Source organism: Ruegeria sp. AE3, from assembly GCF_056542225.1.
Map to the genome: position 1 here is coordinate 1,115,090 of NZ_JBQFZL010000001.1, position 23,807 is coordinate 1,138,896.

General features: G+C 58.5%; 21 protein-coding genes. 10 read left to right on the forward strand and 11 right to left on the reverse strand.

Annotated features, from left to right (window positions below; translation table 11 throughout):
• Positions 1 to 17: 17 nt before the first annotated feature.
• The 4 genes from ACR0NZ_RS05545 to hemA form a co-directional block, all read right to left on the reverse strand.
• Positions 18 to 836: a DUF2189 domain-containing protein gene (locus tag ACR0NZ_RS05545; protein ID WP_480517416.1), complete on the reverse strand. Its 819-nt coding sequence runs from the start codon at positions 834 to 836 to the stop codon at positions 18 to 20.
• A gap of 166 nt (positions 837 to 1,002) precedes the next feature.
• A complete protein-coding gene (ispG, locus tag ACR0NZ_RS05550; protein WP_480473338.1) occupies positions 1,003 to 2,124 on the reverse strand; it encodes a flavodoxin-dependent (E)-4-hydroxy-3-methylbut-2-enyl-diphosphate synthase in 1,122 nt (373 codons plus the stop codon).
• Positions 2,125 to 2,195: 71 nt separating this feature from the next.
• Positions 2,196 to 3,401: a helix-turn-helix domain-containing protein gene (locus ACR0NZ_RS05555; protein ID WP_480517418.1), complete on the reverse strand. Its 1,206-nt coding sequence runs from the start codon at positions 3,399 to 3,401 to the stop codon at positions 2,196 to 2,198.
• Positions 3,402 to 3,530: 129 nt separating this feature from the next.
• The gene (hemA, locus tag ACR0NZ_RS05560; RefSeq protein ID WP_480517420.1) at positions 3,531 to 4,754 is read right to left on the reverse strand and encodes a 5-aminolevulinate synthase; all 1,224 of its coding nucleotides are present in this window, start codon (positions 4,752 to 4,754) and stop codon (positions 3,531 to 3,533) included.
• A gap of 327 nt (positions 4,755 to 5,081) precedes the next feature.
• Between hemA and ACR0NZ_RS05565 the strand changes: the two genes are divergently transcribed.
• Complete coding sequence (locus ACR0NZ_RS05565) at positions 5,082 to 6,467, forward strand: M20/M25/M40 family metallo-hydrolase (RefSeq protein ID WP_480517422.1); 1,386 nt, start codon at positions 5,082 to 5,084, stop codon at positions 6,465 to 6,467.
• Positions 6,468 to 6,620: 153 nt separating this feature from the next.
• Here ACR0NZ_RS05565 and lpdA read toward each other — a convergent pair whose 3' ends face one another.
• Positions 6,621 to 8,015: a dihydrolipoyl dehydrogenase gene (gene lpdA, locus ACR0NZ_RS05570; protein WP_480517424.1), complete on the reverse strand. Its 1,395-nt coding sequence runs from the start codon at positions 8,013 to 8,015 to the stop codon at positions 6,621 to 6,623.
• Positions 8,016 to 8,230: 215 nt separating this feature from the next.
• On the opposite strand from lpdA, the gene ACR0NZ_RS05575 reads away from it, so the two are divergent.
• Entirely contained in the window at positions 8,231 to 8,665 is a 435-nt protein-coding gene (locus ACR0NZ_RS05575) for a hypothetical protein (RefSeq protein ID WP_480517426.1), read from the forward strand.
• A 38-nt stretch (positions 8,666 to 8,703) separates the two neighbouring features.
• On the opposite strand, the gene ACR0NZ_RS05580 is transcribed toward ACR0NZ_RS05575, so the two are convergent.
• The 4 genes from ACR0NZ_RS05580 to ACR0NZ_RS05595 all read right to left on the reverse strand — a co-directional run bounded on the left by ACR0NZ_RS05580 (position 8,704) and on the right by ACR0NZ_RS05595 (position 15,250).
• A complete protein-coding gene (locus tag ACR0NZ_RS05580) occupies positions 8,704 to 9,279 on the reverse strand; it encodes a DUF924 family protein (protein ID WP_480476775.1) in 576 nt (191 codons plus the stop codon).
• A gap of 109 nt (positions 9,280 to 9,388) precedes the next feature.
• Entirely contained in the window at positions 9,389 to 10,666 is a 1,278-nt protein-coding gene (locus ACR0NZ_RS05585) for an MFS transporter (protein WP_480485322.1), read from the reverse strand.
• Positions 10,667 to 10,774: 108 nt separating this feature from the next.
• On the reverse strand, positions 10,775 to 11,824 hold the full coding sequence (gene queA, locus ACR0NZ_RS05590) for a tRNA preQ1(34) S-adenosylmethionine ribosyltransferase-isomerase QueA (protein ID WP_480517428.1): 1,050 nt from the start codon (positions 11,822 to 11,824) through the stop codon (positions 10,775 to 10,777).
• Between the two features lie 42 nt (positions 11,825 to 11,866).
• A complete protein-coding gene (locus ACR0NZ_RS05595) occupies positions 11,867 to 15,250 on the reverse strand; it encodes a YhdP family protein (protein WP_480517430.1) in 3,384 nt (1,127 codons plus the stop codon).
• Between the two features lie 68 nt (positions 15,251 to 15,318).
• On the opposite strand from ACR0NZ_RS05595, the gene ACR0NZ_RS05600 reads away from it, so the two are divergent.
• The 7 genes from ACR0NZ_RS05600 (at position 15,319) to ACR0NZ_RS05630 (ending at position 21,356) form a co-directional block, all read left to right on the forward strand.
• The gene (locus tag ACR0NZ_RS05600) at positions 15,319 to 15,780 is read left to right on the forward strand and encodes a peroxiredoxin (RefSeq protein ID WP_480492993.1); all 462 of its coding nucleotides are present in this window, start codon (positions 15,319 to 15,321) and stop codon (positions 15,778 to 15,780) included.
• A gap of 89 nt (positions 15,781 to 15,869) precedes the next feature.
• On the forward strand, positions 15,870 to 16,688 hold the full coding sequence (locus tag ACR0NZ_RS05605) for a ferritin-like domain-containing protein (protein ID WP_480517766.1): 819 nt from the start codon (positions 15,870 to 15,872) through the stop codon (positions 16,686 to 16,688).
• Positions 16,689 to 16,861: 173 nt separating this feature from the next.
• On the forward strand, positions 16,862 to 18,193 hold the full coding sequence (locus ACR0NZ_RS05610; RefSeq protein WP_480517432.1) for a DUF5930 domain-containing protein: 1,332 nt from the start codon (positions 16,862 to 16,864) through the stop codon (positions 18,191 to 18,193).
• Positions 18,183 to 18,683 (forward strand): bactofilin family protein, encoded by a 501-nt coding sequence (locus ACR0NZ_RS05615; RefSeq protein ID WP_209596778.1) that lies wholly within the window; start codon positions 18,183 to 18,185, stop codon positions 18,681 to 18,683. The genes ACR0NZ_RS05610 and ACR0NZ_RS05615 overlap by 11 nt, the downstream gene beginning before the upstream one ends.
• Before the next feature lie 118 nt (positions 18,684 to 18,801).
• Entirely contained in the window at positions 18,802 to 19,623 is an 822-nt protein-coding gene (locus tag ACR0NZ_RS05620; RefSeq protein ID WP_480492991.1) for a M90 family metallopeptidase, read from the forward strand.
• 102 nt (positions 19,624 to 19,725) lie between these two features.
• Complete coding sequence (gene aqpZ, locus ACR0NZ_RS05625; RefSeq protein WP_480473355.1) at positions 19,726 to 20,415, forward strand: aquaporin Z; 690 nt, start codon at positions 19,726 to 19,728, stop codon at positions 20,413 to 20,415.
• 98 nt (positions 20,416 to 20,513) lie between these two features.
• Positions 20,514 to 21,356 carry an alpha/beta fold hydrolase gene (locus ACR0NZ_RS05630; RefSeq protein WP_480517434.1) on the forward strand — a complete coding sequence of 281 codons (843 nt, stop codon included), beginning with the start codon at positions 20,514 to 20,516 and terminating at the stop codon, positions 21,354 to 21,356.
• Between the two features lie 41 nt (positions 21,357 to 21,397).
• Here the strand turns inward: ACR0NZ_RS05630 and ACR0NZ_RS05635 are convergent, their stop codons facing one another.
• A complete protein-coding gene (locus ACR0NZ_RS05635; RefSeq protein WP_480473357.1) occupies positions 21,398 to 21,955 on the reverse strand; it encodes a peptidylprolyl isomerase in 558 nt (185 codons plus the stop codon).
• Positions 21,948 to 22,454, reverse strand: a complete 507-nt coding sequence (locus tag ACR0NZ_RS05640) for a peptidylprolyl isomerase (protein ID WP_209503601.1) — start codon at positions 22,452 to 22,454, stop codon at positions 21,948 to 21,950. The genes ACR0NZ_RS05635 and ACR0NZ_RS05640 overlap by 8 nt, the downstream gene beginning before the upstream one ends.
• Positions 22,455 to 22,587: 133 nt before the next feature.
• Between ACR0NZ_RS05640 and ACR0NZ_RS05645 the strand changes: the two genes are divergently transcribed.
• Entirely contained in the window at positions 22,588 to 23,778 is a 1,191-nt protein-coding gene (locus tag ACR0NZ_RS05645) for a phosphoglycerate kinase (RefSeq protein ID WP_480517436.1), read from the forward strand.
• Positions 23,779 to 23,807 lie beyond the last annotated feature (29 nt).

Consider the following 23,807-nt stretch of genomic DNA (forward strand, 5'->3'; position numbering starts at 1 on the left):
CGGACTGATCGCTGATCTCAGCCGTCTGCCGGTTCCACGGCCCATTGATAGAGATGCCACGTGGTATGGCCAAGGATCGGCAAGGTAAAGATCAAGCCCATAAACGCCGGAACCATCGACAACAACATTGTCACCGAGATGATCGCTGCCCAGCCGAGCATGACCACAGGGCTTTCCGAGACGACGCGTAAAGACGTCAACATGGCTGAAACGAAATTTGTTTCCCGGTCCAGAAGCATGGGCATGGCGACGACAGTGACCGAAAACAGGACGGCCGACAGAAATGCCCCGACACAGGTGCCGATTGCAAGGAAAGTCCAACCCTGCGGAGTGAACAAGATGATGTTCAAGAATCCGTCAAAATCCGAAAAGGATGAATTCTGCAGGATGATCGCAAGCCAAAGCCGGACCTGGTAAACCCAAACCCAGAAGATGAACAGCGTAACAAAGGCCATCCAGCCCATTTCGCGCTTGCGTTGATCGGCCATGACTGTGAGGATTTCATACCAGCCAAATTTCTCTCCCTTCTGTAACCGCCGGGACATCTCATAAAGTCCTGCAGCGGCGAAAGGCGCGACCAGAGGAAACCCGACAATCGCTGGGATGATCATCCAGATCTTGCCAAGCCAGACCAAGCTCCAGACCATCAGGATGCCGAAAGCCGCATAGAAAAACCCGAAGAAACCGCTCATGAAGGGGCGCGCCAGAAAATCGGAGAACCCAGCTTTTAGCGACGCCTTTATATCATCCGAAGTAACCCGATTGACCTTGGGCATGGCCTGCTGGTGTGGCGTCAGGTTCTCAGGTGGCGTAGGGCCTGCGGTCTTGGATGTCATGACACACTCCTCCCAAAGCATGGGTCCGCGCTGTTCTGTTTACCGACAGAACCAGCGGCGAAACAGGCATCGTTCGGTCACGAAACAAGTTTGCAACAGCTCAGGCATCAGGGCAAGGGATGAGTAAGGTCGCTATGTCTGCCTTACCGACACAGCCGACCCCACACTACTCCGCCGCTTCCGCAGCCGCGTCCAGTTCCGCGGCTTTCTTTTCGACCTGCTCCACGATGTGGTCGATCATCTGATCGTTGGACATCTTATGGCTGGCCTTGCCCGCCAGATAGACCATTCCGGACCCTGCCCCGCCGCCGGTAAACCCGACATCGGTCATCAGCGCCTCGCCCGGTCCATTGACCACGCAACCGATGATCGACAGGCTCATCGGTGTCTTGATGTGTTCCAGACGACGTTCCAGCGCCTCGACGGTCTTGATGACGTCAAACCCCTGTCGCGCGCAGGACGGGCATGAGATGATATTGACGCCACGGTGGCGCAGACCAAGGGATTTGAGGATTTCAAAGCCTACCTTCACCTCTTCCACCGGATCGGCAGACAGGCTGACGCGGATAGTGTCGCCGATCCCCATCCACAGCAGGTTGCCCAACCCGATGGCGGATTTGATGGTGCCGGACACCAGTCCGCCCGCCTCGGTGATACCCAGATGGATGGGCGCATCAGTGGCTTCGGCTATGCCCTGATACGCGGCGGCGGACAGGAATACGTCGCTGGCCTTCACACTGATCTTGAACTCGTGAAAATCATTGTCCTGAAGGATGCGGATATGTTCCAACCCGCTTTCGACCATCGCCTCGGGGCACGGTTCGCCATATTTCTCAAGCAGGTGCTTTTCCAGGCTGCCTGCATTTACGCCGATGCGGATCGAGCAATTGTGGTCGCGCGCGGCCTGAATGACTTCTTTCACCCGACTTTCATCGCCGATGTTGCCGGGATTGATACGCAGACAGGCAGCGCCTGCCTCGGCCGCTTCGATACCACGGCGATAGTGAAAATGGATGTCCGCAACGATGGGCACCGGGCTTTCGCGCACGATTTCTTTCAATGCCTTAGCCGACGCCTCATCTGGGACTGAAACGCGCACGATATCCGCGCCAGCCTCGGCTGCGGCCTGAACTTGCGCCACCGTTGCCGCCACATCGGTGGTCAGGGTGTTGGTCATGGTCTGAACGGCGATCGGGGCATCCCCCCCGACGGGAACGTTACCGACCATGATTTGACGGGATTTACGACGATATATGTCACGCCAGGGGCGCACGTGATTAAGGGACATAAGGACGGATCCGCGTCTGCCTGAGTTGCGACTGTAGATAGTCCGGCAAAGGGGTTACCGCAATGGCAAGATCACTCGGCGGGCGCTTCTGTCGCCTCGGTTTGCAGTTCAGCCACCAATTGCTTGAGAGCGCTGTTCTGTTCCGCCTCAAGATCGGCAACGGCATAAACTTCAGACACCGCGTCTTTCGAAAGGATCACCCCTTTGGCAACCGTGCCGGGTGCCCCTGCCGGGCCATAGTGCTCGCCGTTCATTGAGAAATAAACCGATCCCGACGCCCCTGCCCGCAACAGCGGTGGTTCTTCCGTTAGCGGAACCTCAAAGACACTGCCTTGCTCGACCGTTCCAAGGGTCCCTTCGAAAATAACACTGCCATCCGCCGCCGTCACCCGCATCCAAGAAGGATCGACAGCAACGATTTTCAGCATGGTATCAATCTGTTCCACGACCTGCGGCAAGGATGGTCGTTCAACCGTGTGCACTTCGGCGACTTCGAACTGCGGCAGGCTTGGCGGGCGGAAGGTTCCGACATCGCGTGGATCAAGGGTCGAAATCGGCGCATCGCGGGCAACCAGAACCGGAACATCCAAGGCCTGCGGACGATAGAGGCGGTCCAGTGCCTCGGTGTTCGCCGCAGCAACCGCATCATCGACAACGCCGTCGCGCACGGCATCCAGCGGATCAAGGTCGGAAAGCACCACAGGCGCTTGTTCAACCGGGCTGACCTGTACCTGCTGGATCTTGTTCAGAACCGCCCACCCGCCATAGCCGATGCCACCAATAACCGCCACAAGCACCAGCGACGATCCGATGGCGCGCGGTTCAATCTGACTGACCAGAGATTCCTTGCCCGGAATATACGGCGTATTGGGCGAGATGAAGGGATCGCGCCCCATTGGCCCACGCGCCGGAAGCGCGCCGGTCGGCTTTCGCACCACCGAAGCCTCGGCCGACATGCCATGCGCGACCGAAAAACCGCTTTCCGCGCAGAAAGTCGAGAAGGTTTCATCCGGGTTCATCCCCAGATAACGCGCGTAAGAACGCACATACCCGGCGATAAAGCCGGGCGTGTCAAAGGCATCAGGATCTGCGTTTTCGATGGCAGCAATGTAGTTGGCTTTGATCCTCAGCTCGCGCTGAACATCCAACAGGGATTTGCCCATGGTTGCGCGTTCGCCGCGCATCTTGTCACCAAGGCGTACCTCGTAGTCGTCAAACCCTTTCGGTCTGACATCTACATCCTCATCAGATTCGCGCTGTGATCTGCGCCCAATCATTCCTGCTGCCCCATTCTGCCTGTCGCGCGTTTCGCGCTAGCGGCGAATCATCCCCAAAACGATTCGTCCGCCGATTTTGTTAGCGTAAGCTTAACACGCGGCAAATACGTTGCACACTTTGGCGTGAGGTTAACCGGCAAGTTCGGCGCGATTTAGCGCACAATGTGACCAAAGTTCGTCCATCGCCTGTACCAGACGGTTCATTTCGTCAGGCCCATGCACCGGAGAAGGGGTAAAGCGCAGACGCTCGGTTCCGCGCGGAACGGTCGGGAAATTGATCGGTTGCACATAAATGCCGTAATCATCCAACAGCATATCGCTGAGCTTCTTGGTATGGACCGGGTTTCCAACGATCACGGGCACGATATGGCTTCCGTGGTCGATCAGCGGTAACCCCATCCCCTTCAACCGCAGCTTGAGGATTTTGGCCTGCGTCTGATGCTGCTCACGCAGTTCAGGTGCAGTTTTCAGGTAGGCAACCGATGCAGCAGCCCCGGCCGCAACCGCAGGTGGCAGGGACGTGGTAAAGATAAAGCCCGGCGCATATGACCGCACGGCGTCGCACATCTTGGCGCTGGCCGCGATATAGCCGCCCATCACGCCATAGGCTTTTGCCAGCGTGCCATTGATGATGTCGATCCGGTGGGCAAGGTTATCGCGCTCGGTCACACCGCCGCCGCGCGAGCCATACATGCCTACCGCGTGCACTTCGTCGATATAAGTCAGTGCGCCGAACTCATCTGCCAGATCGCAGATCTCTTCGATCGGACCAAAATCGCCGTCCATAGAATAAACCGACTCAAATACGATCAGTTTGGGTGCGACCGGATCGTCCGCCTCAAGCAGTTCGCGCAGATGCGGCACATCGTTGTGCCGGAAGATGCGCTTGGCCCCGCCATTCCGGCGCACGCCTTCGATCATCGAGGCATGGTTCAGCGCGTCAGAGTAGATGATCAGGCCCGGGAACAGTTTGGGCAGCGTGCTGAGCGTTGCGTCATTAGCGATATAGGCGCTGGTAAAAAGCAGCGCAGCTTCCTTGCCGTGAAGATCGGCCAGTTCAGCCTCAAGCCTTTTATGATAAACCGTGGTGCCCGAGATATTGCGCGTACCGCCTGAACCTGCACCGGCTGCATCAACAGCTTCGTGCATTGCATTCAGAACGACCGGGTTTTGCCCCATGCCCAGATAATCGTTGCCGCACCATACGGTGATGTTCTGCTGTGACCCTTCCGGACGTGTGCGCACCGCATGGGGAAAATGCCCATTGCGACGTTCGATATCGATGAAGGTCCGGTAACGACCTTCATCATGCAGCCTGGCAATCGCTGAATCGAGCTGAGCAGTATAGTCCAAAGGACCCTCCTTGAACGCCCGTATCCGGTTTCCCATTGGGCGATATTTTCGCCACCTCCCACAGCTTACCCTGTTTCGGTGGCTTTGTGTTCCCTTATTCAGCTGGTTACAGCCGAAAAGGTGAACCCAACTTTGATTTGCATCAAATATAAGTTTGCACCCCATCAGACAAGTAAAGTTACGGCCATCGAACGCGTGGAAACGACGCAGGTCTCGCCTCCCTACCCAAAGCTTACGCTGCCGGGCCGCAATTCGTGTCAACAACTCTGGACGGCGCCGACAACGCTGCTAGGGTTCGCGGGAACAAAAAACAGGCAGGAGCCCCCCATGTCGCTAGACGCCGTGTTGAACCGGATTGACGAAGATCTGCAAACCTCGATCGACCGCCTGATGGAACTGCTGCGCATCCCGTCGATCTCGACCGACCCCGCATACAAGGCCGAGGTCAGCCGCGCCGCGGACTGGCTGGTCGCCGATCTGAACAGCATCGGGATTGCGGCAGAGAAACGGGAAACACCGGGCCACCCGATGGTTGTTGGCCACGTGGGTGAGGACGCGACTGCGCCGCATTTCCTGTTTTATGGCCACTACGATGTGCAGCCGGTCGATCCGTTGAACCTGTGGAACCGGGATCCATTCGATCCCGCCATTGAGGACACCGAAACCGGACCGGTCATCCGCGGACGCGGAGCGTCAGACGACAAAGGCCAGCTAATGACTTTTGTCGAAGCCTGCCGCGCCTGGAAGGCCGTACACGGATCCTTGCCCTGCCGCATCACTTTCTTTTTCGAGGGCGAAGAAGAATCAGGCTCGCCCTCACTGGTTCCTTTCCTCAAGGAAAATGCCGCCGAACTCAAAGCGGATCTGGCGCTGGTCTGCGATACATCCATGGTATCACGCGGCGTTCCGTCGATTGCGGCGCAGTTGAGGGGCATGCTGAAGGACGAGTTTACCATTGTGGGGCCGCGCATCGACCTGCATTCCGGTCACTATGGCGGCCCGGGCCTGAATCCGCTGCGCGAACTGTCGAAAATCGTGACCTCTTTTTATGACGACGAAACCGGGCGGATCGCTGTCGACGGGTTCTACGAAGGCGTGCATGAAGTACCCGAAGACCAGTTGCGCCAATGGCAGAATTGCGGCTTCGACGAAGCGGATTATCTGAATTCGGTCGGCTACACCCAGCCGCATGGCGAAAAGGGTTACTCCACCTTGGAGCAACAATGGGCACGACCAACGCTCGAAGTGAACGGGCTGTGGGGTGGTTATAACGGTACGGGCTCCAAAACCGTTATTCCGTCCAAGGCCCATTGCAAAATCACCTGCCGTCTTGTTGGTGACATGGACCCGGACGCGCTGCGCGCCAAAATCCGCAAACATGTCGAGGATCAGCTATCCCCGGACGCCAAAGTGGTCTGGGATAACGATATGGAAGGGTCTCCCGCTTCGGTCATGAATATCACCCGCCCCGAATTCGAAGCCGCGCGCGGCGCATTGTCGGATGAATGGGACCGCGAGGCAGTGTTCACTGGAATGGGGGGATCAATCCCTGTTGTCGGCTATTTCAACACCGTTCTGGGGCTCGACTCGATGCTGGTTGGCTATGCAAACGAAGATGATGCCATCCATTCGCCGAACGAGAAATATGACGTGAAAAGCTTCCACAAGGGCATCCGGTCATGGGCGCGCATTCTGGATGCTTTGAACAAATAGGTCTTTTGCGAGGCTCTGCCTCGCGCTCCGGGGTATTTGCAGCCAGATGAATAAAGGATCCCTGCTTCATCTGGCCTAAAATATCCCGGGGGAGGCGCGCGGCACGCGCGGCGGGGGCAGAGTCCCCAACCCTGACGGGGAACTTCGCCGATCTTACATATGGATCACGCGACCATAGGCATCCAGCACACTTTCGTGCATCATCTCTGACAGTGTCGGGTGCGGGAAGACGGTGTTCATCAGGTCTTCTTCCGTTGTCTCCAGCTGGCGACCGACCACGTAACCCTGAATCAGTTCGGTAACTTCGGCACCGATCATGTGGGCGCCCAGCAACTCGCCTGTTTTCGCATCAAACACGGTTTTGATCAGCCCGTCCGGCTCACCCAAGGCTATGGCCTTGCCATTGCCGATAAAGGGAAAGCGGCCGACTTTGATGTCGTAACCCAGCTCTTTGGCCTTTGCTTCGGTATATCCAACCGAGGCAACCTGAGGCTGGCAATAGGTGCATCCCGCGATGCTTTCGGGTTTGACCGGGTGCGCATGTTGACCCGCGATGAGGTCCGCGACCATGACACCCTCGTGGCTTGCTTTATGTGCAAGCCAGGGCGCGCCTGCGATGTCACCGATCGCATAAAGGCCCTCAACGCCGGTGCGGCAATACTCGTCCGTAACCACATGTGTCCGGTCGATCTTGACGCCCAGAGCTTCCAGACCAAGGTTTTCGATATTGCCAACGATCCCGACAGCCGAGATCACTGTGTCGAACTCTTGTTTCTCGACCTTGCCCTTTACCTCGATATGCGCGGTCACTTTCCCCTTGCCACGGTCCAGCTGCTTGACCATGGCTTTTTCCATGATGGTCATGCCCTGTTTGGTGAACGCCTTCTTGGCCAATGCGCTGATTTCGGCGTCTTCGACCGGCAACACCCGGTCCATCACCTCGACAACTGTGGTGTCTGCGCCCAGCGTATTGTAGAAGCTGGCAAACTCGATGCCGATCGCACCAGACCCGATGACGAGCAGTTTTTTCGGCATCCGCGGCGGTTGCAGTGCGTGCTTGTACGTCCAGACCAGATCGCCGTCAGCTTCAAGGCCCGGCAGTTCCCGCGCCCGTGCCCCGGTTGCGAGAATGATGTTCTTGGCGGTCAGTTCCTCGGTGCCTTTGTCGGTCTTGACGCTGACCTTGCCCTTTGCAGGGATCGTGGCCTGCCCCATTACAACGGCAACCTTGTTCTTCTTCAGCAGATGGCCAATGCCTCCTGACAGCTGCGCGGCCACGCCACGGGATCGTTTGACCACCGCGTCCAGATCATATCCGATCTTTTCGGCTTTCAGACCGAAATCCTTGGCGCGCTCCATCAGATGGAACACTTCGGACGACCGCAACAGCGCCTTGGTCGGAATACAGCCCCAGTTCAGGCAGATCCCCCCCAAATGCTCGCGCTCGACCACTGCGGTTTTCAGGCCCAGCTGGGCTGCGCGGATTGCAGCGACATAGCCGCCGGGGCCAGCCCCGATTACGATCAGATCATAGGATTGTGCAGCCATGTGTTCCTCTCGGCGCAGGAGTTGAAAATTTAGTTTACCATTAAACTATTATTCGGAACGCATCAACACACCGTTCCCGCGACAAATAGGACGCAGGGCAAGCGATGCCTGAACTTGCGGATTTCAGCCTATACCCCGGGCCATGCAATGGCTAGAAAAGAAACGCCGACACCGGTCGGACCTATTCTTTTCTCAACCCATTCAAGGGGCTGACCATGGCCAAAACTCTGAAAGATCTGCTGCTTGCCCTGCTCAATGCCACATTGATACTTGTTGCGCTGTGCCTGTTTCTGGGCTGGAAACTGGCGTCCAAAGCCGAAAACATCACTGCTGAAGTCTCGCAAACGGTTCAGGCCTTGGCCCCCATCCGGGATGAGGCGAAGGGCATTCGGGACGAGCTTGCGGCGTTGCGGACTGATTTGGCGGCGCTTTCACAGCAAGACACGTTTGCAGACAGCCAAGCCGCGCAAAACCTCCGGGCAACGCTGGGGCGCCTGAATGCAGCAGAACAGAAGCTGCAAACGGTTCAGGAGCGGATTTCGGAACTGGCTGACACGCCAGAAATGCTGATTGCGCAGGCGATCCAAACCGGCGCCGATATCGCAGCGGAACGCGTTTTGGCATTGCGGGGATGCACACCTGAGTCATAAAGCGCAGCCGTGACCAAAGAGCGGTTGCGGCTTCGCGTTCAGCCCGTAGCTTGTAGTTCGCGCACGGTCGTGCCGTACCCGCCCATATCGACATAGGCAGTTTCATGCGGAGTCGAGCTGCGGGACAGCGCCGCGTTCCGATACGGGAAACGACCGAACTTGCGGATCACCTCGCGATGCGCTCTGGCGTGCAGCAGGTTGCTTGCGTCGCTGCTCATGTTTTGGCAGATCAGACGCACACAGCGTTCCTGATCGCACAGGTTTTCCGAGTGCATCATCGGCAGGTAAAAGAACTGTCTGGCTGGTTCGTCGATCTTCTTGTCCCAGCCTTTGTCGACTGCGCATTTCGCCGCCGCCAATGCCGCACGATCGGTCGAGAAGGCACGCGCCTCACCTCGGAACATGTTACGCGGGAACTGATCTGTCAGGATGATATAAGCCAGCGCCCCGCTGGGATAAGTCAGCCAGAGCGAAAACCGACCCGCTGCCGCTGCTTCCCAAGTTGACTGAAACCGCGCCCGAATGTCTGCGTCCAGCGCCTCATTTTCAATATACCAGCCCTTAGGGCCAACTTCATCTAACCAAAAACTCAATACTTCTTCAGGCGTTACCATTGCCTCAAACTCCGTCAATTGCCCGCGCCCCAGACGTAACGTCATTTAAGTCCCTTTTACAGAACTGTTACAGTAACATATTGCAACACAACCGACATAATTTCGTGTCTCAAGCGGTTTCGCGCGCACCTTCTTCGAACTCTGCTTCTGCCGCCTCTATGGCAACTTCCTGTGCAACCTCGAATGCAACGGGCGATGCAGTGGGATAAAGCGTCGACATGGTGCCGGTTTCATCAACAGGAACTGCTGCACGCTGGGTCATCCGGTAGACCGAATAGGCGGCCAATGCGACAAGCAACACGGCAATGATCAGGAAAAAGCCCGGCGGGCCAAAGACTGCGTCACCCATCAGCCAGCCTGTGATAACGGGTCCGGTAATTGCCCCAAGGCCGTTGATGAAGATCAGACCACCGGATGCCGCGGCCATATCCTCGTATTCCAGAAAATCGTTGGTGTGCGCAATCAGCAATGAATACAAAGGGTTGGTCATTCCGCCGATCACAAAAGCAGACGCCAGGAGGATTTCGAAGGAAAAGCCATAAAGCATACCACTGACGGCGCCAACTGCTCCGGTTGCCGCGACCAACAGGATCAAGAAACGCCTGTCCATCCGGTCGGAAAACCAGCCCAGCGGGTATTGCAGGACAATTGCCCCAACATAGAACGCCGCCACAAATGCCGAGATCTCAACCAAGGACAGACCGGCCTGGGCCCCGTAAACCGCAGACATCCCGAATTGCGCCGAGAACACGCCGCCTAGCAGGAACATGCCGACACACCCCAGCGGAGAGCTTTTCATCAATTCCCGCAACGTCATCGGCTTGGTAGTATCGAATGCCGGCGTTGGCGAAATTGACAGCAAAATCGGTGCGAAAGATACCGAAACAAGGATCGAGGCGATCACGAATGTTTCGTATCCGGCAGGGTCGCCCAACAGGAAAAGGCCCTGCGCGCCGATGATACCCAACATCTGAACGATCATGTAAAGCGACAGGGCCTGACCGCGGTTTTCATTATTGGCTGCGTTGTTGAGCCAGCTTTCCGCAGTGACGTAAACGCCCGAAAAACAGAACCCGATCACTACGCGTCCCAGAACCCAGGCAATCGGGTCTGCCAGCATCGGATACATGATCATCACGGCAGAAATGAAAGACGCCAGCGCCGCGAAGACCCGCACATGACCAACACGCCGGATCATCTCGGGCGCAAGCCGTGAACCACCCAGAAAACCAACAAAATATGCTGACATTACAAAAGACATCTCAAGGGTCGAAAACCCCTCGAGTTGTCCGCGAACACCCAGGATCGTGCCCTGAAGGCCGTTTCCGACCATCAGCAACCCCATGCCGAGCAACAATGCCCATGCGCTGGACAGAACCTGAATCATTTGGGCCTCCGATAGGTGCCAAGCTGGTTTGAGTTTTGTTCTGCGATCAAAGACCGCTTCCATCGCGCTTGTCTACGACATTCCCTGTCGGTGATGCCGTATGCGCGCCTATCCGGGGATCAAAAGCGACGCATCGCCATAAGAAAAGAACCGGTATTTCTGCGCGATGGCATGGGCGTAAACCTCGCGCATCCGGTCCTGACCCATCAACGCCGAAACCAGCATCAACAACGTGGATTTCGGCAGATGAAAATTTGTCATCAGCGCATCGGTCACGTGAAACCGGAAACCGGGATAGATGAAGATATCGGTGTCACCTTCCCACGGTTCGATCGTGCCCGAACGCGCAGCACTTTCGATCAGGCGCAAGGCGGTGGTGCCCACCGGGATGACACGCCCGCCCGCAGCTTTTGTCGCCTGTATCTCGGCAACAGCCTCGGCGCCAACCTGCCCCCATTCGGCGTGCATCTTGTGGGTTGTCACATCCTCGACCTTGACCGGCAGGAAGGTTCCGGCGCCAACATGCAGGGTCACATGTGTGACGGCGACACCCCGTTTCGACAAAGCCTGCATCAGGGCATCGTCAAAATGCAACGAGGCGGTCGGGGCTGCCACCGCACCGGACCTGCGGGCCCAGATGGTCTGATAATCCGTCTTGTCCTGCTCGTCCGCCGGACGTTTGGCGGCGATATAGGGCGGCAGCGGCATCGCACCGGCCTGATCCAGCGCCTTGTCGAAATCCTGACCACTGAGATTGAAGCGCAAGTAGGCCTGCCCGTCTTCCACCCGATCCAGCGTCGCGCTCAGATCGGCCGAAAACACGATCTCTTCCCCCGGCTTCACTTTCTTCAATGGCTTGATCAGCGCAGACCAGGTGCCATCGGCCTGCGGGTCCAGCAGAGTGGCCTCGACCCCGACGGAAACCGGGCCTTGCGCGCTGTCTCTGTGGCGCCGCCCGTTCAGGCGCGCCGGGATAACGCGCGTGTCGTTCAGCACCAGCCGGTCGCCCGGCCGCAGGAAATCGGGCAGGTCGAACACGTGGCTGTCCACTGTGGCACCCCCCCGCGCCACAAGAAGGCGCGCAGAGGATCGCGGGCTGGCAGGCCGCGTGGCAATCAGGTCGTCGGGCAGGTCGAAATCAAAATCGCTGAGCTTCATGACCGCGCCTTACAACCCCACAAAAGATTCGGCCATATCCCGTCAGCGGTCACTGGGAGGAGAACCAAATGTCGGTTTCGGCTCGTCAGGTTCCACCGGCGCAGCATTGGGGCCGTCCGAGACCTTTGGCGCAGGCTGACGCAACAGATCACGCAAAAACAAGGGCGCCAGACCGGACAGAGGGTTCACCGCGACTTTGGGCGAGGATATCGGCCCGGTCAGCGTGTAATTGAATCCGATGACACCTTCGCCCTTGCGGGTAAACACGCTGCCAACGGCATTGAGAAGGTAAATCGGTGAAATCGCCCCCCGCAGGTTCAGCAGGCTGTTCACGGTGTCGATTGTTCCATCAAACGAAAGCCCCATTGACGGGCCAACAGCGCTGCCACTCAGCACTTTGATGTCGGTGGGCGATATCCTCATGCGGCTGTCAATCGCCGAAAAGAAGATCCCCTGCCCGGCCATCTCGTCCAGCAGGCCAACAAGGCTGATCGCGTTCAGGATCGCGGCCATGGCCGGGGCATCGGTGATCCGGGTATTGACGATTTTCAGGATGACGTCGTAACTGCCGGGCTCAGCCACCGGTTCAAGCTTGAGGTCCAGATCACCGCCACGCGCCTGTGTCAGAACCCCGGCCGATCGCAAAACGGCCCCCGCGTCTTTCGACGTCAGGTCAACGGCACTTCGATTTCCCCGTGGGGTCACTTGACCGGCAACAGCCGCACCGCCGTTCACCCGCGCTGTGAAGGTGCCATTTACGCCGCCGGTTGTCTGGAACGCCCCCCGGAAACCTGTCAGTGCAACAGTTTCGGTAACCTGAAGACGGTCCAGTGCCACGTCCAGTTTCGGCCCCGGGGCACCGCCGCCGCCCGATCCGCCGTTTTCGCCGAAGTTTGCAGACCCCATGTTCAGCACACCGCCAAGGACGCGGATATCCGGGACAGCAGACCCCCGCCCGATCAGTTCCGCCGGAACCGCAAGCCAGTCCCCCAGATCGAACGAGCTGAACTGGACACGGTCATATTCACCGTTTTCGTGAAAGGAAATGGATGCGGTTGTGCGCAGTCCCGCTGCATTGATCCGCAGGTCGTCCACTTTCAGCTGCGCGCCCAACGTCGCGTCCGCAGTCAGTGATCCTGTGGTGTTTGCCTCTTTGCGCCAGCCGAGTTCAGGGATGGAAAGCGCCACGCCCTGAAGGTCCGAAACAACAGACAGTTTCGGAGGCGCCCCAGCGCCCAGACCCAGCGTAATATCAGCAACCCCTTTGCCCGTCAGCATCCCCGGCGGCAGGCCAGCCTTGATCTCATCCATCAGACGCGGGGACAGTTCGATCTGGCCGGTGAAGGTGCTGCGCTGTTCGGTTTCACCGTCAATGGGCTGCTGCCAAAGCGCCTCAAGCGGAACATCGCCGAACTGACCCAGTCCCTGAATCTGAACACCCGACTGATTGCCGGAAATATCCAGCATCGGGGCACTTATGGAAAATCCCGGCACCAGACGGTCACTGGAAAGATTGGCCAGCGTTCCGTTGAAGTGAAATTCGGTATCCTGAAACTTCAGCTCTTTTATCAACGGCAAGGACAGCGTTCCGGTCAATGCAACCGTGCCTTTGGCAACGTCAACGGGCAACCCCGCCTTGCTCAGCAATTCCAGCGGCGGCCGGTCCAGCAGCGACAACGCAGAAGTCACGCTGCCCTTTGCCTGAATACGGGCGATGCCGGGTGCGGATTTCTTGATATCCGTGTCAGGTATGATGAAGGACGTCCCCGCGGCATCCACACTCCCCCCGTCATCGGCGAACACCAGCCCCTGCTGCGCGGTGACCGTAAACCGGCTGTCGATCAGACTGGCCTGACCCTGTGCATCTTCGATCGGCGGCAGCGTCTTGGCAAAGCGGACCTTGGCCTGTTCGAACCCAAAATCAAGATACAGGTCCGGTTTGGAACCGGGCTCCAGACGCAGGGCAAAATCCATGTCCGACAGAACCCCCTGATAGAGGTTTTCCGTCACCCATTCCCGTGGCTTGGGTGCCAGACGCTCCGGCCAGTAGCTCAGAACATTGTCCGAGCTCATCTGATCCAGATGGGCATCCAGCACCACAGCCCAGCCATCTGGACGTCCGTGCAAAACACCGAAGGCGCGCACGGTGTGGCCCGGATCCTCGATGGTCATCTGGCCAAGGCGCAACTGGAACGGGTTGAAGGCCATCTTGAAATCCAGGCTGGCGCGCGACAGCTGAATCGGCTCCGGGAACAGGTTCGCCGGGTTCACATTGATCCCGGACAAGCGCAACTGTGTCTCCAGACTGTCCAGCACACCATCCTCAGCCCCTTGCAGAAACGCCTTTCCATCGGCCTGAACTGTGCCCCAGGCCGACACCACCGACACCTCATTGAAGTCCAGCATCTGGGCTTTCGGGTCATAGGTGAAATATGTGCGGGCAGATTCAAACGGGACAGGGCGTGTTTCCGGGTTGGGCTGCACCGCCCCGACCCCTAGATTAAGGGTTGCGAACACGGTTCCTGTTGCCCCGTTTTCATCGACACTGCCCCGCAAAGCCCCTGAAATCGGTGCGCGCAGAACCTGCAACCAGGCAAGGGCCGGGCTTTGGCCTGCTATATCCTCGGCCGGAAGATCGGTGACCGAGATGCCAAAGCTGGCGGCAGGCGTGCCCAGTACGCTGGTATAGTTGGCCTCGATACTGCTGACATAGTCACGCCCCGACAGAACCGAAAACCCGGTTGCAAGCCGCACTTCGTTATCACTGCGGTTCGCCTGAATATGCCCACCGTCCAGAACCCACGACCGCCCCTGCCGCAGGTCGCGGTAATCCAGCGTAATCGCATCAAGTTCGACCGAGGTCAGCGCCGACAGGATCGGAGATTGAAATACCTCGTCCGAGGTCTCGATCAGCTGTGCAAGGTCCGGCGCTTCCTGAACCGGCGCGCTGCCCGATCCCACGGTCAGGGTCAGCGCCCCGTCCTGATCGCGGGTCATGGTGATCTGCGCGCCACTCAGAATGATGCGCTTGGGCCGGACCCGACCGCGCAGCAAGGGGCGCATGGCTAGGCTGGCGCGCATGTCGGAAACCTGCGCAATCTGCTGGCCTGCCGCGTCACTGATGGCAACATCGGTCAGCCGCAAACGGGGGCGCCAGCCTTCGTGGATGATGAAACTGACGTCTCCAAACCGGATTTGCAGCCCGCCCAGCGCCCGTTCCAGCCGGGCTTCGACCCGATCGCGCAGCCAGACCGGCGCGTGCATTCTCTGTCCCACGACCATGAAACCGGTAAACATCGCCAGAAGCACCAGCACGATGGCCCCACGCATGGCCCACAGACCAGCGGTGCGGCGGCGCGACCGACGGCGCACAGGCTTGCCCGGCTTTGCTTCGTCGTCTTCGTGCTGCTTCAATTTGCTATCCACGCCTTCCAACCCGCACGCGTTGCCCTATGATGACGGGCAGCCTTTAAAAACCTTTAGCGGAGTTTCCAATGCCCGACGTTTCAGACATCGCCCCCGACTTCACTTTGCCGCGCGACGGCGGTGGCGAGGTGACGCTTTCGGCGTTGCGCGGTGGCACCGTGGTTTTGTTCTTCTATCCCCGTGATGATACGCCGGGCTGCACCAAGGAATCCATCGGTTTCTCAGAGCAGCTTCAGGCGTTTACCGAGGCAGGGGCTCACGTTTTCGGCATTTCGCGGGACAGCGTCGCCAAGCATGACAAGTTTGTCGCCAAACACGGGCTGACCACTCCGCTCTTGTCGGACGAAGGCTCGACCGTCTGCGAGGACTATGGCGTATGGGTTGAAAAGAACATGTATGGCCGGAAATCGATGGGGATCGAGCGATCGACCTTTGTCATTGATAGCGAGGGACGCATTGCCAAGGTCTGGCGCAAGGTCAAGGTGCCCGACCATGTGGATGAGGTGCTGGAAGCGGTGAAGGCGCTCTAAGCCCCCCTCGACCTGCCGCGCCATCCGGTCTATCACCCGCGCTGACATGCCAAAGGCGGAGCAACCCGGTGCCCAAAACACTGACACAGATGGCGACAGAGGTTCTGACAACAGCGGACGGGCGGGCCAAAACCGCCCTGTCCAAAGCCCATGCCGCCGCGTGGTTTACCTCCCGCACGGCCGAGGGTGAGCCGATCGAGATCGGCACCGCATCACCGCCCCTATCCCCCGCGCGCCCGGACAAGCCCGAGCTGTTGTCCCCGCGTGAGGTACCCAAACGGAAACCGGGTACCGAAGCCGGGCGCATTGCCCTGCTGCACGCGGTTGCCCATATCGAGCTGAACGCCGTCGATCTGCACTGGGACATCATCGCGCGTTTTGGCCATGTACCCATGCCCATCGGGTTCTACGATGACTGGGTGAAATGCGCCGAAGAGGAATCGCGCCATTTCGAGATGGTTTGCGATTGTCTGGAACAGATGGGCAGCCACTACGGCGCCCTGCCCGCCCATGCTGGCATGTGGCGCGCTGCCGAGGATACTGCCGAAGATCTGATGGGGCGGCTGGCCGTTGTACCCATGGTGCTTGAGGCGCGCGGGCTGGACGTGACGCCCGGCATGATCGAGATATTCCGCAAGGCCAAGGCCGAACAGGCCATCGCCGCGCTCGAAGTGATCTATGCCGAAGAGGTCGGCCACGTCGCTTACGGCTCAAAATGGTTCCACTTCCTGTGTGGCCGGGAAAACGCCGACCCCAAGGATGTGTTTCACGCGCTGGTCCGGCGGTACTTCCACGGTGTTCTCAAGCCCCCCTTCAACGAAGAAAAACGGGCCGAGGCCGGGTTGCCCCCCGATTTCTACTGGCCCCTGACCGAAGACCTGCCTGCGCCCGGAGACCTCTCGAACTGACACTTTTGCGTTATTTTCGGCAAAATCTCGCCGATCTTTGCGGGATTTCAGCGCCATTTGCACCTGATTGGTCAACAAACTTGCCCGAACGCCGCTGCCGCTTTATGCAATCGGCCCAAGGGACGGCAGGCACTCACGACCGGTTCCGATCTTGGGGATGAAAGGTGGGACGCGTGCGAACACGTCTGGCAATAAAACTGCACTCACTGCTTGAGAGACATTTCCCGGAACGCCGGGTCTTTCTGAAATCCGACACAGACACAAAATTTATCCGGCTCAGTTCGGAAACTCAGGTCGTCGCAGTGGCCGGCGTTGCCGTCATGGTCGGGTGGACAGCGGTTGCGACAGCCATACTGCTGATGGACAGCATCGGGGCCGGGAATTTCCGGGAACAGGCAAAGCGCGATCAGGCCATCTATCAGGAACGCCTGAACACTTTGTCGGCAGAACGCGATGCCCGTGCGCATGAGGCGCTGGCAGCTCAGGACCGGTTCAATGCCGCGCTGGACCAGATTTCCGCGATGCAGTCGGAACTGCTGGCCTCGGAAAACCGTCGCCGCGAGCTTGAGACAGGTATCGATGTCATTCAGACGACATTGCGCACCACGATGAAACAGCGCGAAGAGGCGCGCTCAGAGCTGGCCCAATTGAAACAGGACACCAGCGGCTCCGATATGTATGCCGCGGTTTCCAGCGCCCCGGTACAGATGGCCTTTATGACCGACGCTTTGGCGCGGACCGCCAAAGAGCGCGACCTGATCGCCACCAACGCCCTGGACGCGCTGGAACAGCGGGACGATCTGGAACTGGAAATCCGTCTGATGCAGGAACGCAGCGACGAGATTTTCCGCCAGCTGGAAGAGGCGATGGTCATTTCGGTCGAACCTCTGGACAAGATGTTCCGAGAGGCCGGAATGCCGACAGATCGCATCATCGAAGAGGTCCGGCGCGGATATAGCGGTATGGGCGGTCCGCTGACCCCTTTATCCCTTAGCACACGCGGCGAAGAAGAAGAGCTTTCGCCCGAAGAAGTGCGCGCGAACACGTTGCTGCGCCAGATGGATCAGCTGAACCTGTACCGAATTGCAGCGGAAAAGGCCCCCTTCGCCAGCCCGGTCAAAAGCGCGTTTCGCTTTACCAGCGGATATGGTCGCCGCCGCGACCCAAAAACCGGCGGTAGCCGGATGCACAACGGCACGGATTTTGCCGCAGCAACGGGCACCGATATCTTTGCGACCGCTGATGGCGTGGTCACGCATGCCGGTTGGCAATCAGGCTTCGGACGCCTTGTGAAAATCAAGCACGCGTTCGGAATTGAGACACTTTATGCTCATAACACCAAGATCAACGTAAAGGTCGGCCAAAGGGTCTCGCGCGGGGATCATATTGCTGATATGGGTAACACCGGACGGTCCACCGGCACGCATCTGCACTACGAGGTGCGCGTGAACGGAAATCCCGTAAACCCAATGACTTACATCAAGGCTGCGAAAAATGTTTTCTAAAAGCAAAATCAACGAGCCCGCACCCAAAGCACCTGAGGCGGCCAAACCTGCCGCTCCGGCGACCCCAGCGGCTCCTGCTCCGGCTGACGCGAAACCTGCAATGGCACCCAAACCCAAGCCGCCGGCCTCGGTTCTGTCCTCGGATCTGCACATCACCGGCAACATCAAGACCAGCGGTGACATTCAGGTGGAAGGCACTGTCGAAGGCGACATCCGCGCCCATTTGCTGACCATTGGTGAATCGGCAACGATCAAGGGCGAAGTCACCGCAGATGACGTTGTGATCAACGGTCGCATCGTTGGCCGCGTACGTGGCCTCAAGGTTCGCCTGACCTCGACCGCCCGTGTCGAAGGCGACATCATCCACAAGACCATCGCCATTGAAAGCGGCGCGCATTTCGAAGGCTCGGTTCAGCGTCAGGACGATCCCCTGAACCCCGGCCGCAGCGCCAAAGCCGGATCGAACCCGGCGGCAGAAGTCAAACAGTAAGCAGACTGCACTTCATGTCAGGGCGCCGTGGGGAAACCCGTGGCGTCATTTCTTTTGAGTGTCCGGATGATCCGGGATTCCCGTTTTCGTCCCTTTCTGATCGCGCTACAGTCGATCCATGTTGCTTTTTCTGACGGTTGTCGCGCTGATCGCTGGCGCTGCGGCCTTTCACTTCTGGTCGAAACGACAAACCCGCCTGACCTTGCTGGCCAAGTCGCTGTCCCAGCACCAGCGCGATATTGTGAACGCTCAGGTGCCGATTATCCAGAAGCTGCCCAAAGACTTGCGCGGGGCGCTGGAAGGAAAGATCAACCTGTTTCTTGATCAGGTCGATTTCGTCGGCTGCGACGGGCTGGACGTCACCGAAGATATGCAGGTGTCGATTGCCGCGCAAGCCTGTCTGCTCGTGGTGAATACAGACCAGTGGTATGACAACCTGACGACCATTCTGGTCTACCCCGGTGCCTTCAAATCAAAACAGCGCCGCCACAGTGGCTATGTCGTCACCGAACAGGAAATCATCCGCAGCGGGGAAAGCTGGAACCGCGGCCCCGTGATCCTGTCCTGGGCCCATAGCCAGCGCGGTGCCCTGAATGATCACGATGGTCGGAACGTCGTCTTTCACGAGTTCGCGCACCAGCTTGATGACCTCTCGGGCGCAACCAATGGTGTTCCCGTGCTCAGCAATGACCAAAGCTTTGGCGAGTGGGAAACCGCCTTTCTGAACGGTTACAAGACACATGTTCACGCCGTGGAAACCGGGAAACCCACAGTGATCGATCCCTACGGCGCGGAAGGGCACGAAGAATTCTTTGCCGTTTCGGTCGAGGTGTTCTTTGAACGACCACATGCGCTGAGATCCTCTGACCCGGCAATCTATGAACAGCTGTCAAAGCTTTTTCATCTTGATCCCGCTCAATGGCACAGCGGTCCGTTCTGACCCGATTGAGGAAGCTTCGAAAAAAATTCCCCGTTCGCAACAATTTAACATAAGCTAATTCTTGAATTACGGTTAACCTCATTATTGGGCGGAGGATTTTCTATGTCATCGAAACTACTTGCCGAGTTCTTCGGCACGTTCTGGTTGGTTCTGGGGGGCTGCGGCAGTGCCGTTCTGGCGGCAGGCGTAGCTGATGTGGGCATCGGTTGGCTTGGTGTTTCCTTTGCCTTTGGCCTTACCGTTTTGACGATGGCTTACACAGTTGGCCCAATCTCGGGCGGGCATTTCAACCCGGCCGTCAGTTTGGGGCTGATGATTGGCGGACGGTTTCCGGCCAAAGACCTTCTGCCCTACTGGGTCGCACAGGTCGTTGGCGCAATCGCTGCCGCAGTGGTTCTGTATCTGATTGTCAGCGGGGCACCCGATTTCGCAGGTGTCGGAGGGTTCGCGTCAAACGGGTATGGTGAGGCCTCGCCGCAGGGATATTCGTTGATGTCGGCTTTGATCATCGAAATCGTGATGACCGCTTTCTTCATTCTGATCATTCTGGGCGCGACGTCTGAAAAGGCACCCGCCGGGTTCGCTCCGATTGCCATCGGTCTGGCGCTGACCCTGATCCACCTGATCTCAATCCCGGTGACGAATACCTCCGTCAACCCGGCGCGCTCAACCGGCGTTGCCCTGTTTGCCGACGGCCCGGCTCTGGCTCAGCTCTGGCTGTTCTGGGTGGCCCCCCTGATTGGCGGCGCAATCGGCGCTTTGATATGGAAAGCAATGTCCTCGGATGACTGATCCGCGCGGGAAAGGTAGTTATCCCGTTTTCTGAAAAACACGGTATCCTTCCGCCCAACCTGGCTTGGTCACAGCCTTTAATTCAACGGGAGGATACCATGAAGACATTTGCCACAGCACTTTTCCTAAGCTGCGCCGCAACGGCAGGCTGGGCCGAAGACAAATGGCTGAGCATTCCGCAAGCCCCCCAGATGCCCGCCGCCACCGAAGCGGGCATGGCAGAGATCAACGGCATCGACATGTATTACGCCACGTATGGCGATGCGGGTGGCACCCCGGTTCTGATGATCCACGGCGGGCTTGCCCATGCCGATGTCTGGGCTGCGCAGGTTGCCGACCTGTCGCAGGACCACAGGGTGATTGTGGCGGATACGCGCGGGCATGGACGATCCACAAACGATGGCAGCCCTTATTCTTACGCGTTGTTGTCGCAGGATTATCTGGCGCTTCTGGATCATCTGGGGGTCGATCAGGTGCATCTGGTCGGCTGGTCCGATGGGGCAAATATCGGGTATTCAATCTCGACCACCAACCCGGATCGGCTGGCCAGTCACTTTGCCCATGCAGGCAATGTCACGCTGGACGGGATCGATCCTTCGGTGGAAACCAACGAGGTGTTTGGCACTTACGTGGGCATGATGGCCCAAGATTATGCGGCCATGTCCCCCACTCCTGACGGGTTCGAGGCATTTCTTGGTGGGGTTGCCGCCATGTGGGGCACCGAAAAACCCGGTGGGCTCGGGGCGCTGTCATCGATCACCGTCCCGACACTCGTGGTTCAAAGCGCACATGACGAGGCCATTCTGATGGCGCATTCACAAGCAATTGCTGACGCGATCCCCGAAGCCAAATTGCTTGTTCTGGAAGATGTCAGTCACTTCGCATCTTTTCAGGATCCAGTTGACTATACCCGTGCCATCCGTGATTTCATCGACCAATAGGCCAAAGAAAAAGCCCGGCGCTTGAGCCGGGCTAAATCATCTTATTCGGTAACGGTGACTTTTTTCATCATATCCGGTGCACCGATGATCGCACCATTCTGACCTTCGCCCCGCTTGATCGCGTCGACTACATCCATACCGTCGGTCACCTGACCAACCACGGTATACTGGCCGTCCAGAAACGGGCCGGGGGCGAACATGATGAAGAACTGCGAGTTGGCCGAATCCGGATCGCTGGACCGGGCCATGCCGACCACACCCCTGTCAAAACTCACGTCCGAGAACTCGGCCGGCAGGTCCGCGCGATCAGACCCGCCGCGCCCGGCATAACGCATGTCGAAGCCGTCCGCGCCCGAGTTGCCGTATTGCACGTCGCCGGTCTGCGCCATGAAGCCATCGATCACGCGGTGAAACACGACGCCATCGTACTGACCTTCAGCAGCCAGAGCGGTGATCTGTTCCACATGCTGGGGCGCGACATCTTCGAACAGGTCGATCGAGATTGTGCCATTGGCCCCTTCCCCTTCGACCTCGATCTGCAAACCGCTGGCCAGCGCCGGGCTTGCCAGCAAGGCAAAAGCCGCAGCCAGTTTATGCATCTGCGGCCACCTTGACGCTGATCATGCGGTCCGGGCTCGCAGGCGGCTCGCCGCGTACGATGGCGTCCACATGCTCCATCCCGTCGATGACCCTGCCATAGACCGTGTACTGACCATTCAGGAAGTGATTGTCCTTGAAGTTGATGAAGAACTGCGAGTTGGCCGAATCCGGGTTCTGAGAGCGCGCCGCACCCAGCGTGCCGCGATCATGGGGAAGCTTGGAAAACTCTGCCGGAACATTCGGCAGCGACGAACCGCCGGTGCCCGCCATGCGCAGGTTGAACCCGTCTTCCATATCGCCATGCTGCACGTCGCCGGTTTGCGCCATGAAACCGTCGATCACACGGTGAAACGCCACGTTGTCATATTCACCGCCACGGGCCAGTTCCTTCATCCGCGCACTGTGCAGAGGCGCTACATCCGGCAGCAGCTCGATGACGACATTGCCGCCTTTCAGCTCGATGATGATTGTGTTTTCGGGGTCTTTGATCTCGGCCATGAGGCCCTCCTGTCGTTTATCTTGCGCAAATACCTATGACGCACGCGTGCGAATGCCAAGTGACGCATTGACCTGAGGGCAAAATGCAGGAAAAGAACCGCCTAAATCGGTTGCCAATGACAAGGATCGCACAATGGGCTGGAAAACACTGGACGATATGGACCTGAACGGCAAACGCGTGCTGGTGCGTGTGGATATCAACGTGCCCGTGGTTGACGGTGTTGTGACCGACGCCACCCGTATCCAAAGGATCGTCCCTTCGGTGCGCGATATTCTGGCCGCTGGCGGCAAACCGATCCTTCTGGCCCATTTTGGCCGTCCCGGTGGCGAACGGCGTGAAAGCCTGTCACTGAAACAACTGGTCCCGACTTTGGAAAGCGCTTTTGGCGCAAAGGTTCTGTTTGCTGCCGATTGCGTCGGGGCCGAGGCGGAACTGGCCGCCAGTGCCTTGCAACCCGGCCAGGTCCTGTTGCTCGAAAACACGCGCTTTCACGCAGCCGAAACCAAGAATGACGCCGATCTGGCCGCTGGGATGGCCAAGCTGGGCGATGTCTATTGCAACGATGCGTTTTCAGCCGCGCACCGCGCCCACAGCTCGACCGAGGCCATCGCACGTCTGCTGCCGGCCTGTGCGGGCCGTCTGATGCAGGCCGAGTTGCAGGCGCTGGAAAGCGCGCTGGGTGCACCCAAGCGCCCGGTAACGGCGGTTGTCGGCGGCGCCAAGGTCTCGACCAAGTTGGAACTGCTGGGCAATCTGATCGACAAGGTCGATTATCTGGTGATCGGTGGTGGTATGGCGAACACATTCCTTGTCGCCCAAGGCATCAGCGTTGGCAAATCTCTGGCTGAAACCGCAATGAAGGACACCGCCGCCGAAATTCTGGCCAAGGCCGAAAGCTCGGGCTGCCAGATCGTCCTGCCGCTTGATGTTGTGGTGGCTGAAAAATTCGAGGCCAACGCACCCCACAAAGTTCTGCCCGCCGATCAATGCCCTGCGGATGGCATGATCCTGGACGCGGGCCCTGAAAGCATCGCCGCGATTACCGCGATTTTCGACAAAAGCCAAACCCTGATCTGGAACGGCCCGCTGGGCGCGTTCGAGCTGGAGCCGTTCGACGCGGCCACCAATGCCGCGGCCCTGAAAGCCGCAGCCCTCAGCCGTTCGGGTCAGCTGATTTCGGTCGCGGGTGGCGGTGACACGGTTGCGGCGCTGAACGCGTCGGGTGCGGCCAAGGATTTCACCTATATCTCGACCGCAGGTGGTGCGTTCCTTGAATGGATGGAAGGCAAAACCCTGCCGGGTGTCGCTGCGCTGGAACACTAAGCGACACTCACCGCATTTGGCCGCTTGTC

Bases quoted from the DNA above. Each gene is read 5' to 3' on its own strand.
- ACR0NZ_RS05545 (WP_480517416.1), bottom strand. From the start codon at position 836: ATGACATCCAAGACCGCAGGCCCTACGCCACCTGAGAACCTGACGCCA.
- ispG (WP_480473338.1), bottom strand. From the start codon at position 2,124: ATGTCCCTTAATCACGTGCGCCCCTGGCGTGACATATATCGTCGTAAA.
- ACR0NZ_RS05555 (WP_480517418.1), bottom strand. From the start codon at position 3,401: ATGATTGGGCGCAGATCACAGCGCGAATCTGATGAGGATGTAGATGTC.
- ACR0NZ_RS05565 (WP_480517422.1), top strand. From the start codon at position 5,082: ATGTCGCTAGACGCCGTGTTGAACCGGATTGACGAAGATCTGCAAACC.
- lpdA (WP_480517424.1), bottom strand. From the start codon at position 8,015: ATGGCTGCACAATCCTATGATCTGATCGTAATCGGGGCTGGCCCCGGC.
- ACR0NZ_RS05575 (WP_480517426.1), top strand. From the start codon at position 8,231: ATGGCCAAAACTCTGAAAGATCTGCTGCTTGCCCTGCTCAATGCCACA.
- ACR0NZ_RS05580 (WP_480476775.1), bottom strand. From the start codon at position 9,279: ATGGTAACGCCTGAAGAAGTATTGAGTTTTTGGTTAGATGAAGTTGGC.
- ACR0NZ_RS05585 (WP_480485322.1), bottom strand. From the start codon at position 10,666: ATGATTCAGGTTCTGTCCAGCGCATGGGCATTGTTGCTCGGCATGGGG.
- queA (WP_480517428.1), bottom strand. From the start codon at position 11,824: ATGAAGCTCAGCGATTTTGATTTCGACCTGCCCGACGACCTGATTGCC.
- ACR0NZ_RS05600 (WP_480492993.1), top strand. From the start codon at position 15,319: ATGCCCGACGTTTCAGACATCGCCCCCGACTTCACTTTGCCGCGCGAC.
- ACR0NZ_RS05605 (WP_480517766.1), top strand. From the start codon at position 15,870: ATGGCGACAGAGGTTCTGACAACAGCGGACGGGCGGGCCAAAACCGCC.
- ACR0NZ_RS05615 (WP_209596778.1), top strand. From the start codon at position 18,183: ATGTTTTCTAAAAGCAAAATCAACGAGCCCGCACCCAAAGCACCTGAG.
- ACR0NZ_RS05620 (WP_480492991.1), top strand. From the start codon at position 18,802: ATGTTGCTTTTTCTGACGGTTGTCGCGCTGATCGCTGGCGCTGCGGCC.
- aqpZ (WP_480473355.1), top strand. From the start codon at position 19,726: ATGTCATCGAAACTACTTGCCGAGTTCTTCGGCACGTTCTGGTTGGTT.
- ACR0NZ_RS05630 (WP_480517434.1), top strand. From the start codon at position 20,514: ATGAAGACATTTGCCACAGCACTTTTCCTAAGCTGCGCCGCAACGGCA.
- ACR0NZ_RS05635 (WP_480473357.1), bottom strand. From the start codon at position 21,955: ATGCATAAACTGGCTGCGGCTTTTGCCTTGCTGGCAAGCCCGGCGCTG.
- ACR0NZ_RS05640 (WP_209503601.1), bottom strand. From the start codon at position 22,454: ATGGCCGAGATCAAAGACCCCGAAAACACAATCATCATCGAGCTGAAA.
- ACR0NZ_RS05645 (WP_480517436.1), top strand. From the start codon at position 22,588: ATGGGCTGGAAAACACTGGACGATATGGACCTGAACGGCAAACGCGTG.